The organism is Haloferax sp. YSSS75 (assembly GCF_046764215.1).
In the GTDB taxonomy this organism is placed as follows: domain Archaea; phylum Halobacteriota; class Halobacteria; order Halobacteriales; family Haloferacaceae; genus Haloferax.
In genome coordinates this window covers 731,363-745,370 of sequence record NZ_CP177206.1, presented here as the reverse complement: position 1 = coordinate 745,370, position 14,008 = coordinate 731,363, and the positions used below count along the sequence as shown (strand labels likewise).

12 protein-coding genes are annotated in these 14,008 nt (G+C 62.1%); 3 read left to right on the top strand and 9 right to left on the bottom strand.

Annotated features, from left to right (window positions below; genetic code table 11):
- Window positions 1–15 precede the first annotated feature (15 nt).
- The 5 genes from ACK3R5_RS03930 to ACK3R5_RS03910 all read right to left on the bottom strand — a co-directional run bounded on the left by ACK3R5_RS03930 (window position 16) and on the right by ACK3R5_RS03910 (window position 7,857).
- On the bottom strand, window positions 16–1,167 hold the full coding sequence (locus tag ACK3R5_RS03930) for a succinylglutamate desuccinylase/aspartoacylase family protein (protein WP_411968131.1): 1,152 nt from the start codon (window positions 1,165–1,167) through the stop codon (window positions 16–18).
- 184 nt (window positions 1,168–1,351) lie between these two features.
- A complete protein-coding gene (gene sufD, locus ACK3R5_RS03925) occupies window positions 1,352–2,563 on the bottom strand; it encodes a Fe-S cluster assembly protein SufD (RefSeq protein WP_411968130.1) in 1,212 nt (403 codons plus the stop codon).
- Between the two features lie 3 nt (window positions 2,564–2,566).
- Window positions 2,567–3,997 carry a Fe-S cluster assembly protein SufB gene (gene sufB, locus ACK3R5_RS03920; RefSeq protein WP_411965752.1) on the bottom strand — a complete coding sequence of 477 codons (1,431 nt, stop codon included), beginning with the start codon at window positions 3,995–3,997 and terminating at the stop codon, window positions 2,567–2,569.
- Between the two features lie 10 nt (window positions 3,998–4,007).
- Window positions 4,008–4,913 (bottom strand): ABC transporter ATP-binding protein, encoded by a 906-nt coding sequence (locus tag ACK3R5_RS03915; RefSeq protein ID WP_411965750.1) that lies wholly within the window; start codon window positions 4,911–4,913, stop codon window positions 4,008–4,010.
- 241 nt (window positions 4,914–5,154) lie between these two features.
- Window positions 5,155–7,857 (bottom strand): DNA-directed DNA polymerase, encoded by a 2,703-nt coding sequence (locus ACK3R5_RS03910; RefSeq protein ID WP_411968129.1) that lies wholly within the window; start codon window positions 7,855–7,857, stop codon window positions 5,155–5,157.
- 103 nt (window positions 7,858–7,960) lie between these two features.
- Here ACK3R5_RS03910 and ACK3R5_RS03905 point away from each other — a divergent pair, with 103 nt between their 5' ends.
- The 3 genes from ACK3R5_RS03905 to ACK3R5_RS03895 are packed head-to-tail and all read left to right on the top strand — an operon-like array spanning window position 7,961 to window position 9,215.
- Window positions 7,961–8,146, top strand: coding sequence for a hypothetical protein (locus ACK3R5_RS03905; RefSeq protein ID WP_411965747.1), 186 nt, complete (start codon window positions 7,961–7,963; stop codon window positions 8,144–8,146).
- A gap of 48 nt (window positions 8,147–8,194) precedes the next feature.
- Entirely contained in the window at window positions 8,195–8,761 is a 567-nt protein-coding gene (locus ACK3R5_RS03900; RefSeq protein ID WP_411968128.1) for a hypothetical protein, read from the top strand.
- A gap of 25 nt (window positions 8,762–8,786) precedes the next feature.
- Window positions 8,787–9,215 carry a hypothetical protein gene (locus ACK3R5_RS03895; protein WP_411968127.1) on the top strand — a complete coding sequence of 143 codons (429 nt, stop codon included), beginning with the start codon at window positions 8,787–8,789 and terminating at the stop codon, window positions 9,213–9,215.
- Between the two features lie 9 nt (window positions 9,216–9,224).
- Here the strand turns inward: ACK3R5_RS03895 and rad50 are convergent, their stop codons facing one another.
- From rad50 to ACK3R5_RS03875, 4 genes are read right to left on the bottom strand one after another with little or no spacing between them, the layout of a single operon-like run.
- Entirely contained in the window at window positions 9,225–11,903 is a 2,679-nt protein-coding gene (rad50, locus tag ACK3R5_RS03890; protein ID WP_411968126.1) for a DNA double-strand break repair ATPase Rad50, read from the bottom strand.
- Entirely contained in the window at window positions 11,900–13,258 is a 1,359-nt protein-coding gene (gene mre11 / locus ACK3R5_RS03885) for a DNA double-strand break repair protein Mre11 (protein ID WP_411968124.1), read from the bottom strand. Before mre11 ends, rad50 begins: the two co-directional genes overlap by 4 nt.
- Window positions 13,255–13,611: a hypothetical protein gene (locus ACK3R5_RS03880; RefSeq protein WP_411968123.1), complete on the bottom strand. Its 357-nt coding sequence runs from the start codon at window positions 13,609–13,611 to the stop codon at window positions 13,255–13,257. The genes mre11 and ACK3R5_RS03880 overlap by 4 nt, the downstream gene beginning before the upstream one ends.
- 25 nt (window positions 13,612–13,636) lie before the next feature.
- Entirely contained in the window at window positions 13,637–13,906 is a 270-nt protein-coding gene (locus tag ACK3R5_RS03875; RefSeq protein ID WP_411965741.1) for a MarR family transcriptional regulator, read from the bottom strand.
- Window positions 13,907–14,008 lie beyond the last annotated feature (102 nt).

Here is a 14,008-nt window from a genome sequence, read left to right as displayed (position 1 = left end):
GAGTCTGTAACGAACTTAAGCGGTTCCCCTTCCGGGTTCCGATTCTTCCGTTTCAGGCTCGCCGGGAGTCGACGACTCCGTCCGTGCCAGTTCCACTTGCTCTTTCGGAGTCGTGCGGCGACCCATCCAGTGGTACGTGCCGATGCTGGAGTAGCCCTGTTCGTCGACGACGCTCTCGATGACTTTCCGGTCGTCTTCGTCGATAGAGACGACGTGTGCGATAATCTGCCCGGGGACGGTTATCGGACTCGCGGCCATCCCGATGACGAGTCCCGTGAAGGGTGCTTCGACGACGTGTTCTTCGCGTTTGAAGTGGTCCGAGATGGTACAGACGGACTTCCCCTCCTCGACGATTGGGTACGGTCCCCAGTCCATGTCTACCCACCCACCCGCCGTCGAACGAATCCACTTCTTCTCTTTCGACCCGACGATTCGTTGCCACGGCGGTTCGGACTCGAAGTCGTCGTCTATCAAGCCGAAGTAGGCAAAGAGGTTGTGCAACCGTTCGAGTGCGACGTCGACCATCACCGGTTGGTAGCGGTGTGCCTCGCCCATCTCGACGGTGATAGTCGGCGTCCCGTTCTCGGACGCGACGCGGCGCATCATCCCCTCAGCACCGGCCCCGTCGAGGACGACAGACGAGAGGAAGGCGTTCGCCACCTCGGCCACTGCGGGGTCGCTCATGTCCGCCCGCGTGTGGAAGATGGTCACTTTGTTCCGCGTCGACGTGTGGAAATCCACACCGATGTCGCACTTGGAGATGAATCGGTCGTAGATGACCTTCGCGATTCGCTTCCCTTCGTTTCCGTTCTCTGACCCGGGGAACGAACGATTCAGGTCACGGTCGTAGATGGGCAGATATCGCATGTGTGCGCGGTAGCCCGGCACGTTGAGGACGTGTAGACAGACGATGGTGCCAGAGAGTTCCTGTGGGTTGTAGCGGTCTGCCACTTCCTGGACGACTTTGACGCCGTTTACTTCGTCACCGTGCATCGCCGCACTCACGAACACCCGCGGACCCTCGTTGACGCCGTTGATGATGGTGACCGGGATTTCTATCGGGTCTCCGAGGAAGGACTCCCCAACCTCATACATGATGTGGCGTTTCTCGCCGGGGCGAACCTCGGCGTCGTATCGGAATGACTCTCCGTTGTTGTTGTTGGACATTGTCGTACTCCGGATAGATTGTGTACGCTCGCTGGAGAGAAAAATACTAGTAGATAGACACTTTCGTGATTGACAGTACTTCGGGAGTATCACGCCAGCACGACTGGTTGGCGTCTATCTACAGTTCCCACTGGAGAGAACGTCTATAAAAACTGAGAATAACGCAGCGAGCTGTCGGCGCGTCTCAGTGGAGACGCGCGGCGATGAGTTCTCGGAGTTCCTCGCGGAACTCGTCGACCTCTATCTCTTCGAGGACGGGCACGAAGAAGCCCTCCACGAGCATGTTGCGCGCCTGATGTTCGGGGATGGACCGAGAGGCCATGTAGAAGAGGTCCTCTTTGTCCACCTGTCCGACCGTCGCAGCGTGCGACGCTTCGGTGTCGTGGTTGTTGATGATGAGCTTCGGGGACGCGTCCGCCTCGGATTCGTCCGAGAGCATCAGCGTGTTCTCACGCTGGTAGGAGTTCGTACTCCACGCGTCGCGGCCGACGTCCTGGACACCCTCGTAGACCGAGCGTGCCTGGTCGTCGAGGACGCCGCGCGTCACGAGGTCAGCAGTCGTGTTCTCGGCTTTGTGCCAGACACGAGCGTTGACGTCGAGGTGCTGGTCGTTGTGACCGAAGAACGCACCGACGATTTTTGTCTCCGAGGCTTCGCCAGTGAGTTCCGTCTCGATGTCGCTGCGGGTGAGGCGCGACCCGAGGTTGCCCTCGATCCAGTTGATAGTGGAGTAGGTCCCGGTGATGCCACGCTTCAGCGAGTAGGTGTAGGTGTCTTCGTCGAGGTTCTGGAGCGACCCGTACTGGACGTAGGAGTTCTCGCCCGCGTCGACTTCGACGAGGTTCGAGAAGTATCGCTCACCCTCGACGTCGGTGTCACCGGACTCGATGCCTTCGAGAATCGTCACCGACGACGACTTCTCGGTCACGACGAGCGTGTGACTGAAGAGCGACCGAGAGTTCATCTCGGCGCGAATCTTCACGTCCTCGGCGTTGACACCCTCGGGGACGTAGATGAACGTGCCCGTGGTGAACAGCGCCGCCGACAGCGCGGTGAGGTAGTTCGTCTCCAGGTCGGTGACGGAGCCGAAGCGCTCCTCGATGAGGTCACCGTACTCGTCGAACGCCTCCGTGAAGGGGAGGACGACGACGTCGTCGGGTGCCTCGCGAGTCGTCTCGTCGGCCTGATTCAGCGGGTCGACGAGGCTCTCGAAGTCGAGGGCTTCGAGGTTCGTCCAGCGACGGCCCGGCGTCTGGATGACGTCGGGGAGTTCGAGCGCGTCGAGGGCGTCGAGGGCTTCGAGTCGGGCCTCGAGCAGCCACTCGGGCTCGTCCCGTGCGTCCGAAATCTCTCGTACTGTCTCTGCAGACAGGTTGGCGGGAAGTTGCGCACTCATTGGTTATCCGAGGCTACCCTCCATCTCGAGTTCGACCAGTCGGTTGAGTTCGACTGCGTACTCGATGGGCAGTTCCTCCGTGATGGGTTCGATGAACCCGGAGACGATCATCTGCTTTGCGTCGTCGTCGTCGAGACCGCGCGACTGGAGGTAGAAGACGTCCTCGTCGCCAATCTTCCCGACGGTCGCTTCGTGAGCGACGTCCACCGTGGACTCGTTGATCTCCATGTACGGCATCGTGTCCGAGGTGGACTCGTTGTCGAACATCAGCGCGTCACACTCGACGGACGTCGAGGAGTTCTTCGCGCCGTTGGCGATGTGGACGAGGCCACGATAGTTGGTGCGGCCGCCGTCTTTCGAGATGGACTTCGACTCGATGGTCGACTTCGTCTCGGGCGCGTTGTGGTAGACCTTCGCACCGGTGTCGATGTTCTGGCCTTCGCCCGCGAAGGCGATGGTGATGTGGTTGTCGGAAGCACCGCGGCCTTTGAGAATCGAGGCGGGGTAGAGCATGGTGGCCTTCGAGCCCATCGAGCCCGAAATCCACTCCATGCGGCCGTTCTTCTCGACGATGGCGCGCTTGGTGTTGAGGTTGTACGTGTTCTTCGACCAGTTCTGGACGGTCGAGTACTGGACGTGAGCGTCCTCGCCGACGAACACTTCGACGCCGCCGGAGTGAAGGTTGAACGCGGAGTACTTGGGCGCGGAACACCCCTCGATGTAGTGGACTTCAGAGCCCTTCTCGGCGACGATGAGGGTGTGCTCGAACTGGCCCATGCCCTCGGAGTTCATGCGGAAGTACGCCTGAACCGGCATGTCGACGGTCGTGTCTTCTGGGACGTAGACGAACGACCCGCCAGACCAGATAGCGCCGTGGAGTGCGGCGAACTTGTTGTCGCTCGGGGGGACGCACTTCGTCATGAAGTACTCCTTGACGATGTCTTCGTGCTCCTGGACCGCCTGGTCCATGTTCATGAAGACGACGCCTTTCTCTTCCCATCGCTCCTGCATGTTCTGGTAGACGACTTCGGACTCGTACTGGGCGCCGACACCGGAGAGCGCGTTCTTCTCGGCTTCCGGGATGCCCAGTTTGTCGAAGGTGTCCTTGATGTCGTCCGGCAGGTCACGCCAGTCGTCCACACCGCCGCGGACTTCGACGTCGGGGCGGATGTACGGGACGATTTCGTCCACGTCGACCTCGGAGAGGTCGGGTTGGCCGGGCCAGTCGGTCGGCATCGGCATCTTCTGGTACTGCTTGAGCGCGCGAAGGCGGCGCTCCAGCATCCATTCAGGTTCGTCTTTGTCTTCAGAGATGACGCGGATGGTCTCTTCGGTGAGACCCTTCTCGGCCGCGAACGCGGCCTTCTGCTCCTTCTTGAACTCGAAGCGAGCTTCCGTGTCTGTCTCTTTTAGGTGGTCTTGGTCGGAACTCATGGTGTGTGGTTTACGCGGCCTCGTAGACTTCCTCACGGACCCAGTCGTATCCCTTGTCCTCGAGTTCGTGCGCGAGCGACGCGTCGCCGCTCTTGACGACTTTCCCGTCCAGCATGATGTGGACGTGGTCGGGTTCGACGTATTCGAGGATACGCTGGTAGTGAGTGATTTGGAGGATGCCCGTGCCCTGCTCGTCGCGGAGGGCGTTGATGCCTTTCGAGACGTCCTGCAGACGGTCGATGTCGAGACCGGAGTCGATCTCGTCGAGCACTGCGATGGACGGTTCGAGGATAGCGGCCTGGAGCACCTCGTTTTGTTTCTTCTCACCGCCGGAGAATCCGGCGTTGAGGTAGCGCTGTGCGAACTTCTGGTCCATGTCGAGGAGTTCCATCTTCTCTTTGAGGAGCTTCTGGAACTCGGCGACGCCGATTTCGCCCTCGTCGACGTTGCCCTCCATCGGGGAGGTGTCGTAGCCGACGTCCTCTTCTTCTTCGTCGTCGTCTTCGCCGAAGAGGAGTTCTTCGCGCTCGTCGAGCTTCGCGTTGAGCGCGGTGCGCAGGAAGTTCGTCATGGTGACGCCTTCGATTTCCGCGGGGTACTGGAAGCCGAGGAAGATACCGAGCGCGGCGCGCTCGTTCGGTTCCAGTTCCAGAAGGTTCCACGTGCGGGCGTCTTCCGGAATGTCGATGTCGCCGAAGTCGCCTTCCTCCAGGTGGAGGAGAATCTCACCCTCGGTCACCTCGTAGGCGGGGTGGCCGGCGATAATCTTAGATGTCGTAGACTTGCCGGACCCGTTCGGACCCATCAGTGCGTGGATCTCGCCGGATTTGACTTCCAGGTCGACACCTCGTAGAATCTGCTCACCATCGTCCTCCGCGACTCGTGCGTGGAGGTTCTTAATCTCGAGAGTTGCCATCGTTGGTTCGTTGCCTCGTAATCGAAGGGTGGGGAGTATCGCCCATAATGCTTGCGCATTTACCCCCGGTGCCTTTTGAAGAAAGAAAATTTGTTTTCAAAACCGTAAAGAAACCATGGCAATTCGTGACAGTTGTCCGGGTTTCGGGTAGCCGAAGACGGCGTCGCCACTGTACACTACGTAACCAAATTCAGTTTCGTGTCACACAGAGAACCAGAAATCGAGAGCGAAGTCGTGTCGGTCAGACGAAGCTACCGAGGCCCGTCTGTTCTTGCCCGCTTTTGACCTCGTCCCACGACATGCCGAGCGCCTCGATGATACGCGAAATCGGGCCTTCCAGCGTCTTGTCGAGCATCGTCTCCCAGTCCACCTCGAACTCGTCGGGGACCTGGTCTGCGTACTCGAAGCAGATGACGTCCGGGTCGCGTTTGAACGCGCGGTAGAGGTCGTCGGTCTGTGGGTCGAACTCGCCTGCCTCCATCTCGCGGAACCACGACGGGTGGACCTTGGCGAGATAGACGCGCTTCGGTTTCGACCCGCGACCGAAGTTCGTCCCGAGGAAGGCGTTGGCGTACTGCGCCCCACGGACGTGTGCCGTCGGCGTGTCGTAGGCCGTCAGGCGCTTGCCGATGCCGCCGGGGATGCCAACCTCTTCGAGCGGCAGATTTCCGGACTCGAAGTCGGTGATGATGTCGTAGAGATAGTCTTTGATGACGTCGGTGTCCTCACCGTGGACGATCATGTCGATGACGTTCTTCTGGACCTCTTTCGTCACCTGCGCGATGTCCGAGCGTTTGTACTCGAACCCGGTGATGTCGATGTCGTCGACGTCTTTGCCCTCTTTCCAGACGATGTGGCCGGCGTAGCGTTTCTTCTTGCCCGCCTGGAAGAACCGCCGGTAGAGTTTCTCGAACTCGATTTGGAAGCGGTGTTCGTCCGCACCGAGTGCCTCCTTCGCGAAGTCGTCGTACGCGGCGTTGATGTGTTCTTCAATCGCGAACGACTGCTCGATGGCCTCCTCCTTCGTCACGTCCGGACCGAGTTCCAGCATGACGGAGTCGGTGTCGCCGTAGGCGACGTCGTAGCCGACTTCCTTCGCCGCCGTCTCGGTAAACTCGATGACTTCGCGACCCGTGGCCGTCACCGCCGCGCCCATCTCCTTGTCGTAGAGGCGGAAGCGGTCCCACCCCAGCACGCCGTACAGCGAGTTCATGATGACCTTCACTGCGGCCTGCTGCCGGTCGAACTGTTCGTATTCGGACGACCCGGGGTCGTGTTCGTTCCGAAGGGACTTCTTCTCCTCGCGCTCTGCGAGGAGTTCGTCCACCATCTCCCGAATCATGCCGTCCGGTTCCTGTCTGAAGTGGGTTCCGTTGGGCGCGTGGAACATCTCCCCGTCGTACTCGTCAGGGTCGACTTTCGTCTCCGGCGACGCGTTGATAGTCACCATACACATCGGGTACAGCGACTTCAGGTCGAGCACCGTGACGTTCTCTTTGACGCCCGTGATTGGGTCGAAGACGGCACCGCCTTCGTAATCTTCAGACTCCTGTTGGCCCTTCGAAGGCAGGGCAAACTCGCCGTGGACCTTGTGGAGGACGTAGATGTCGACGGTGTCGCCGGGCGTGGGTGCGTCTTCGAGTTTACACCCGACGAACGTCCGCACCTCGTCCCAGAAGGCGATGATATCCTGTTTGCGGTCGATTTCGACACACAACTCCACGTCGCGGAGGTTGTACTCCAGCAAGCGCTCCGGGTCTTCCTCCCAGAGGTCACCGATTTTGCCCGTGTAACGCTCTTTGCCGGCGTCGAGTTCGAGTTCACCCACAGCGTCCAGTCGGTAGGATTCGAGTTCCGTGAACTGCGTGCGCTTGTAGGCGTACAGCAGGTCGAAGACGACGCGGCCTTTGATGTCCGGGCCGCCCCAGTTGCTGCGCCACACCTCTCCCAGACGGGACATCCGGTCGCCGTCGAGTTCGTAGTCGGTCGTCGGGTTCAGTTCGTCGAGTCTGTCGAGGAAGTACGGCGCGTCGAAGTCCTCGAAGTTCCACCCCGTCAGCACGTCGGGGTTCGTCTCTTCGATGTACGCGAGGAACGCGTCGAGCATCGCGGGTTCGTCGTCGAACGTCCGCACCTCGACGTCCCCGCCTTCGTGGAGGAACTCGTAGTTCGGAAGCGCGTCGGGGCGTTTTCCTGCGCCGTCGGGGGCGACGGCGTGCCAGACGATGTACTCGTCGCGGTAGGAGTCGTGCGACGTGAGACAGATGATGGGTTCTTCGCCCTCTTCGGGGAACCCGTTTCGGTCGTTCACCTCGATGTCGAAGGTGTTCACCCGGAGGTTCGCTTCGACCGACGTGGGTTCGACTTCCTGATGCGGAATCTGAATCGTTCCGTCGTCGAGACGGCGCTCGGGGACGCGAATACCGTCGTTGATGTCCTTGTCGATGAGGAGGCGGTTCGGGAAGAGGATGTCCGCCTCGTAGTGGTCGAACTCGTCACGAATCTGGCCGACGTCGCGTGGGGTGCGCGTGAAAATCTTCGTCAGTTCCTCACCACGGATACTCTCGTACCCAGACTCGGTCTTCGTGATGACGTCTTTGTCGAGCAGTTCGTCGTCGAGCGAGTCAGTGGGTGCGTAGAAGTACGGTTCGAACCCAAGGATACGGACGTGCTCGGGTTCGTCGTCGGCAGTTCGGCCGAAGACGTGGAGGACGGGATACTCCGTCCGGCCGGACCCCTCGATGGTGTAGTCGACCTGTGTGACGGCGAGTTCGACCATCCCATCCGGGTCTGGGAACCGTATCTCGTCGGTGTCGATGATATCGGAGATATACTGGTCGGCGTCGCCGGCGACGACTTCTGCGATAGCGGCCTCTTCGTCAGGCCGCTCTCCGCCCCCGCCGTCGGCGTGCCCCCCGAAGTCGCTCAAACCCGTCTGCGTCATGCCACTCGCTTCGGCGGCGCGGCTAAAAACCCCGGCGTTTCTCGACACCCCTCCAAATCACGGAAAGACATATACCAGTGTGTGACATTCAGTGACACACGATATGACCGACCACGCAGCACCCGAACGGTGGGACGGCACGATCGACGGCAATGGACCGACTGGTCCGACTGGAGCCGAGACGATCGAATCCTACGATATCGACGGGGGCGTGGTGTTCTATGATGCGGAGAACCCACTTGCATGGGTCGAGGCAACCCAATCGATGCTCCTCGACGACTGCGCCTAACTCGACCGAAACGGTCTCTTTTTCTCGGCACGGTGTCTCGACGCGAGCGTGACGGACGACGAGCGACGCAGGGGGGACACGGAGGCGACAGAGTCGTCTTCCGACGCTACAGAACCGCAGGACGGAGCGCGTTCTGCGGACGACGTTGCCTCTCCCTCCGACCGTGTCGAGCGGTGGGCGGACCCCGAGTCCAGATGGGGAAATCCCGAGAAGGACCTTCCCAACATCCCGCGCGTCGACATCCCGGGGGAATCGGGAGACGAGAGTCTGCAGTCGGAGTTCAGTGACGACGCCCCCGAGTTCACCGCCGACGTCGACCCCGAGCAGACGCGCCTCTTTTGGGGTGCCGTCGTCCTCGCCAACGTCGGTATCGCCGGCGTCTCGCTCGGCGTGATGCTCATCTACTTCCGCGGTCAGACGCTGGTCGGACTCGGTGCGGTTCTCCTCGGCATCGGCGCACTCTCCCGCGTCTACGCCATCTATCGCGAGTACAATACCACCGACTGGTCGGCCGACGACGACACCGACGACCAGACAGACGACCAAACTGACGACACCGACCACACCGACACCGACACCGACCACACCGACACCGACGACGAGCGCAACCGCTAACACGCGCCGACACCTTCGCCTCACCATGCGTACCGTCCGCGGCCCCGACGGCCGAACGTATCTCCTCGTCAAACGTTCGAGCGACAGCAGTCGCGTCCGCGACCCGAAGACCGGCGAGGAACGGTACGTCGCCAACGACGAACTCGAAGCTGTCGGCGGCGAGTCACCGTTGGAGACTGCGGCGCGTGCCGTCCCCGAGTCGGTCCGTCGAATCCTCGTCGCGACACCCACCGAGCGTGGACTCGGCCTCTTGGTCGATATCGTCGACCGAGGCCCGCTTCCAGTCGTCGACATCATGGGCGCGTACGACCTCTGTGAGAGCGACTTACACGGCCTCCTGACCGAGTTCAAAATCGCCGGACTGGTCGAAGAGACGACCGTCTACGGTGAGCGAGGCTACGAGGCGACGACAGTCGCGAAAGAGGGAATCGAGCGCCTGCGCGCACGCGACTGAGCGACGCTTTCAGTCGTCCGCGAGGACGCTCGCGAGGTCCGGTGCATCGGTGCGTTCGACCGTCGAGCGGTTCGTCGTCGGGTTCTTCTCGACCCGGACCAAGTCGTCCGCTGCACCGACGAGTTCGTCGTCGTGGCTGACGATGAGAATCTGTTTGACGCCGCGGGACTGCATGTCTTCGACGAGGTCCACGAGACGAGCGACGTGGCCGGTGTCGAGGAAGACGGTCGGTTCGTCGAGGATGAGTGGCGGCAACGGTGCCGCGCCGTCGATACCCTCTGCGAGGAGGCGGTAGATTGCACACCGGAGACTGAGGTTGAACAGCGCGCGCTCACCGCCGGACAGTTGTTCCGGTTCGAGCGCAGTGCCGTCTTTCTGGAAGACCGTCAGTCCGTACTCGCCGTCGAGGCGGATGCGCGAGTAGGCGTCGTTGGCGTAGACGAGGTCGAACGTCTCGTTGAGCATCCGTTCGAGGACTTCCACGTTTCGCTGGCGGAGCTCCGCCCGGAGGTCACCGTAGGTCGATTCGAGCGTCGACACCTCTTCGTGGAGTGAGTCGAGAGCGTCGACCCGTTCTGCGAGTTCGACGCGACGCTCTCGGAGTTCGTCCAGTCGTTCGAGCGCCGACCGGACGCCCCCAATCTGACTCTGTACGTCGTCGCGTCGTTCGCGGAGACCCGGGAGCACGTCGTCGACCTGTTCGAGATACGTCTCGGCCTTCTGTTTGCGGTTGCGGGCCGATTCGACCGCAGACTCGTCGACTGCCTCACGGAGTTCTGCCCGTCGGTCCCGACGGTCTTTGAGGTGTTCGCGTCGCTCGCGGTTGACCTCGGCGAGCGTCTCGCGTTTCTCGCGCAGTCGCTCCTGTGCGTCTCGTTTCTCGCCTCGCGTGTCGACGAGCGATTCGACGCGGGCGACTCGCTCGCGACGCGTTTCGAGCGTATCGAGGTCGGATTCGTGGCCGTCTACAGACTCTGTGGCAGTCGCTGCGCGTTCGGCCTGCGTCTCTGCTGCCTCTCGTTTCGTCGCTGCCTCGTCTTCGAGTTCGTCGGCCGTCTCGCGCTTCTCGGTGGCGGCCTCTCGGCGCGACTCGACCGTCTGCGCTCGGTCTTCGATTCGGTCTTCGAGATGTGAGAGCGTGTCCGAAAGCGAGTCGGCACGGGTCTCCAACTCGACGAGTCGTTCTGCCGAATCGACTGCCTCGGCGAGCGATTCGACCGTCGATTCGAGTTCGTCTCGCTCGGACGCCAGCGACTCGACGGCGGCCTCTCGCTCGCCGATAGCATCGACGTGCGGTGACCCCTCGACGGGTTGGCCGCACTCGGGACACTTGCCAGCGTCGCGGAGTTCCTCGGCCTCGGCCAGTCGCTCTCGGGCGTTCTTGAGTTCCGTCTCCGTCTCCGCGAGTGATTCGCGGGCCTCCGAGAGGTCTGTCCGGCGCTCTTCCAGCAACGATGCCGCAGACCCCCTGTCGACCGGTGCATCGGCGAACTCCTCGTCGATGTCGGACAGCGACGACTGGATGTCCGCTCGTTTCTCGCGGAAGGATTCGAGTTCGGTTTCTGCCGCGTCGGCCGCCGACTCGTCCTGCGTCGCGGCGTCGCGTTTCTCCGCGGCACGCTCTTCGAGGTCCGTCGCCCGTTCTCTGAGACGTTCGGCCTGCGTCTCTAAGGCCTGTGCCTGCTGGCGCGCGTCGGACAACGCCTCGCGAATCTCGGCCTCTCGCTCGTCGAACTCGGCGCGCTGGTCTTCGATTGCGGACTCGGTGGCCTCGTCGAGTTCGGTCTCTGCCAGCGCCGTCTCGATTTTGGCGGCCACGTCCTCGAGTTCCGAATCGAGTTCGCGAATTCGCTCGGTGAGTGTGTCGCGCTCTGCTTCGTCTTCGGCGACTTTCGACTCTATCTCTTCGATGGCCGACTCGACGTCCTGCAGTCGCGTTCGCTTCTCTGCGTGTTCGTCGAGCGTCGCCTGTGCCGTGTCGAGTGTCGACTTCGCCTTCTCGCGTTGGGATTCGTAGTTGGCTATCTTCTCGTCGAGTTCGCCGAGATTCGATTCGAGTTCGTTGAGTCGTGCGTGAAGGTTCTCGTCTTCCTTCTGTTTGATTTGCGCCTCGACGTCTTCGAGTGCCCCTCGTCGCTTCGACAGGACGTCTTCGACGCCGAGACGGGCGTTTCCGGCACGCTCACGGTACGCTTCGAGTTTGCCGAGTTGCAGCAGGTCGTCTATCATGTCCTGCCGCTGGGAGGGTGAGGCGTTGATGAGTTTGTTGACCTCGCCCTGCTGGACGTAGGCGCAGTTGACGAACGCCTCGGCGTCCATCCGGAGGAGCGACGTGACGTGCCGGCGGACGTCACGCGCGCCTTCGACTGTCCCGTCCGGGCCTTCGAGGACACATTTCGCGGTGGTCGCGCGGTCACCCGAGACGCGAACCCGGCGCTCGATGCGGTAGGTGCCGCCGTCGTGGACGAACTCGAGTTCGATTTCGGCGTCCTCTTCGCCGGTCGTGACGATATCTTCGAGATTTCCATCGAGTGCTTTCGACCCGTAGAGCGCGAAGAAACACGCTTCGAGGAGCGACGACTTACCGCTCCCGTTGACGCCGTGGATGACGGTCACACCGTCGCGTAGGTCCAGGTCGGCGTCGTCGTACGGTTTGAAGTTCTTGAGGGAGACGTGCGTGAATCTCATGCGAAATCACCCAGCGAACTGTCTTTGGCCACCTGTGGTTCGGGGTCCTTCGCCGACTCGTCGGCCACTTCGTCGGGTGCGTCGTCGGGCGAGTCGTCAGGTGGTTCCTCGGCCGAGTCGTCGGGTGCGTCGTCGGCCGAGTCGTCGGTCATCTCGTCGGTCGGTTCCACCGCCGAGTCGCCCGTCGTCTCCGTACCTCCCGTGTCGTCACCCTCGGACTCGTCGCTGTCACCCTCTGCGGCGACGAACGCGCCGGGGTCGTCGTCGATGAGCGAGGTGACGCGTTCGCGGACTTCGTCGCGGACGTTCGAGTCCACCACCTTGCTCGCGCGAACCGTCTCGTCCACGTCGAGGGCGGCACTCGACAGACCCATGTCACGGACTCTGTCGCGGACGGCGTCGTCGGGGTCCGCAAACGAGACGTCGACGTTCAGTTCGGACTCGGTGTCTATCTCCCGGCGGTCGTTGACGCGCGCGACGAGTGCGCCTTCTTCGACGGCGAACGACTCGACTGCCGCGGGGGTGACAGACTCTCCGTCGCCGGTCAAATCGACGATGACGACGGCGTCTTCGAGGTCGAACTCGCGGACGCGCTGACGGACGCGCTCGATTCCCTCGTCGCCCGAGAGGTCGACTTCGATGAAGCGGAACGGGCGAGTTTCGAGCGTCCGTCGGCGGATATCGACTTCGTCGGACTCGAAGGAGACGATGTTGTACCCGCGTGGGTCGCGTTCGCTCGCGCTCGCTCGCTCTGTCGACCCGCAGTAGGTGACCCACGTGCCGTCGAGGTCCACCTTGTCGGGGACGTGGTTGTCGCCGAGGAGCATCGCGTCGAACGCGACGTTCGACTCCGAGAGGACCGTCTCGGTCTCCCAGTCGGCGTGGGCGAAGGGCGTAAACAGGCCGTGACCGACGAGGGCGGCGTACGACTGGTCGTGCGGGGTAAACTCGTAGTCGAGTTCGTCGCGGCGGGACCGCGGGACGTGGTCGAGTCCGTAGAAGGCCACGTCGCCGAGGACGTACGGGTCGCTCCCGAGGCGCGTCGCGAGGCCGAGACGTTCGAAGAGGTCCAACCACTGGCCGCCACGCGTGGACTCGTGGTTGCCGACGATAGCGAGGAAGGGAATCCCGGCATCGTCGAGACGGCGGAGCGCGGCGAGGGTTCCGAGGAGGTCCGGAAGTTCGGGGCGTCGGTCGTGATAGAGGTCACCCGCGTGGACGACGGCATCCACGTCCTCCGAAATCGCGTCCGCGACGACCTGTTCGAAGGCGTCGAGGAAGTCCTGTCGGCGCTCCGGCGAGTGGTACTGCTGGTACCCGATATGGGTGTCGCCGGTGTGAATCACCCGTGTCATCTATCCGGTGATTCACCACCACCGCTGAAAACGGTTGTGCGACCGGAGTGAAACTGGTCGGCGTCGCGTCCGAGTTCGGTGGGGGAGTCCGCCATCGACTCGCGGAGGCGAGAGAGGTCCTGAAGCATCCGCCGCCCGTCTCGCGCACAGGGGTGGCCGTCCCGGGTCGCCGCGCCGACGGCGCGACGGAGTGTCACCTCTCCACCGTCGTCGAGAAACGTCTCGGCCGTGTGAATCTCGGAGAAAGCGTCGCACGCGGCGGCAATCGTGCGTTCGTAAGGCTCTCGTTCGGGAGCGTCGTCGGGGTGGGCGAGCGCCGTGAGCGCGCGGCCGACGGCGGCAGGGTCGGACATACGCCGTCTGGCCGCGTCTTCCGATTTAAACGTTGAGCGTGTAGAGACGCTTGCGCGCGTCGGAGAAGGAGAACCGAGAGTCGACCGCACCCTCTTCTTCGAGACGCGAGAGCGCGTAGCGGACGGTCCGTGGCGGCAGAAGCGACTCTTCGGCGATTTGGCTCTGCGTGAGCGTGTCCTCGTAGTCGAGGACCTTCGCGACGAGTTTCGCGCTCGGGGGCATGTCACGAACCGCTGCCCAACGGTCTTCGGTGGAGGGGTCGGCGTCTCGTTCTATCGCTTCGGTGGTGCTCATCGTATCTGGATTCAGGGAATGCTATTAGATAATATTTGCTATCCTATTTTATTACTTCGAGGAATATGTGTGACACGCGTCAGACTCGTCATCTCAGCGGAG

Coding starts and splice junctions, on each gene's coding strand:
- mre11 (WP_411968124.1), bottom strand. CDS start 13,258: ATGACACGGGTGATTCACACCGGCGACACCCATATCGGGTACCAGCAG.
- sufB (WP_411965752.1), bottom strand. CDS start 3,997: ATGAGTTCCGACCAAGACCACCTAAAAGAGACAGACACGGAAGCTCGC.
- sufD (WP_411968130.1), bottom strand. CDS start 2,563: ATGAGTGCGCAACTTCCCGCCAACCTGTCTGCAGAGACAGTACGAGAG.
- rad50 (WP_411968126.1), bottom strand. CDS start 11,903: ATGAGATTCACGCACGTCTCCCTCAAGAACTTCAAACCGTACGACGAC.
- ACK3R5_RS03875 (WP_411965741.1), bottom strand. CDS start 13,906: ATGAGCACCACCGAAGCGATAGAACGAGACGCCGACCCCTCCACCGAA.
- ACK3R5_RS03895 (WP_411968127.1), top strand. CDS start 8,787: ATGCGTACCGTCCGCGGCCCCGACGGCCGAACGTATCTCCTCGTCAAA.
- ACK3R5_RS03905 (WP_411965747.1), top strand. CDS start 7,961: ATGACCGACCACGCAGCACCCGAACGGTGGGACGGCACGATCGACGGC.
- ACK3R5_RS03930 (WP_411968131.1), bottom strand. CDS start 1,167: ATGTCCAACAACAACAACGGAGAGTCATTCCGATACGACGCCGAGGTT.
- ACK3R5_RS03880 (WP_411968123.1), bottom strand. CDS start 13,611: ATGTCCGACCCTGCCGCCGTCGGCCGCGCGCTCACGGCGCTCGCCCAC.
- ACK3R5_RS03915 (WP_411965750.1), bottom strand. CDS start 4,913: ATGGCAACTCTCGAGATTAAGAACCTCCACGCACGAGTCGCGGAGGAC.
- ACK3R5_RS03910 (WP_411968129.1), bottom strand. CDS start 7,857: ATGACGCAGACGGGTTTGAGCGACTTCGGGGGGCACGCCGACGGCGGG.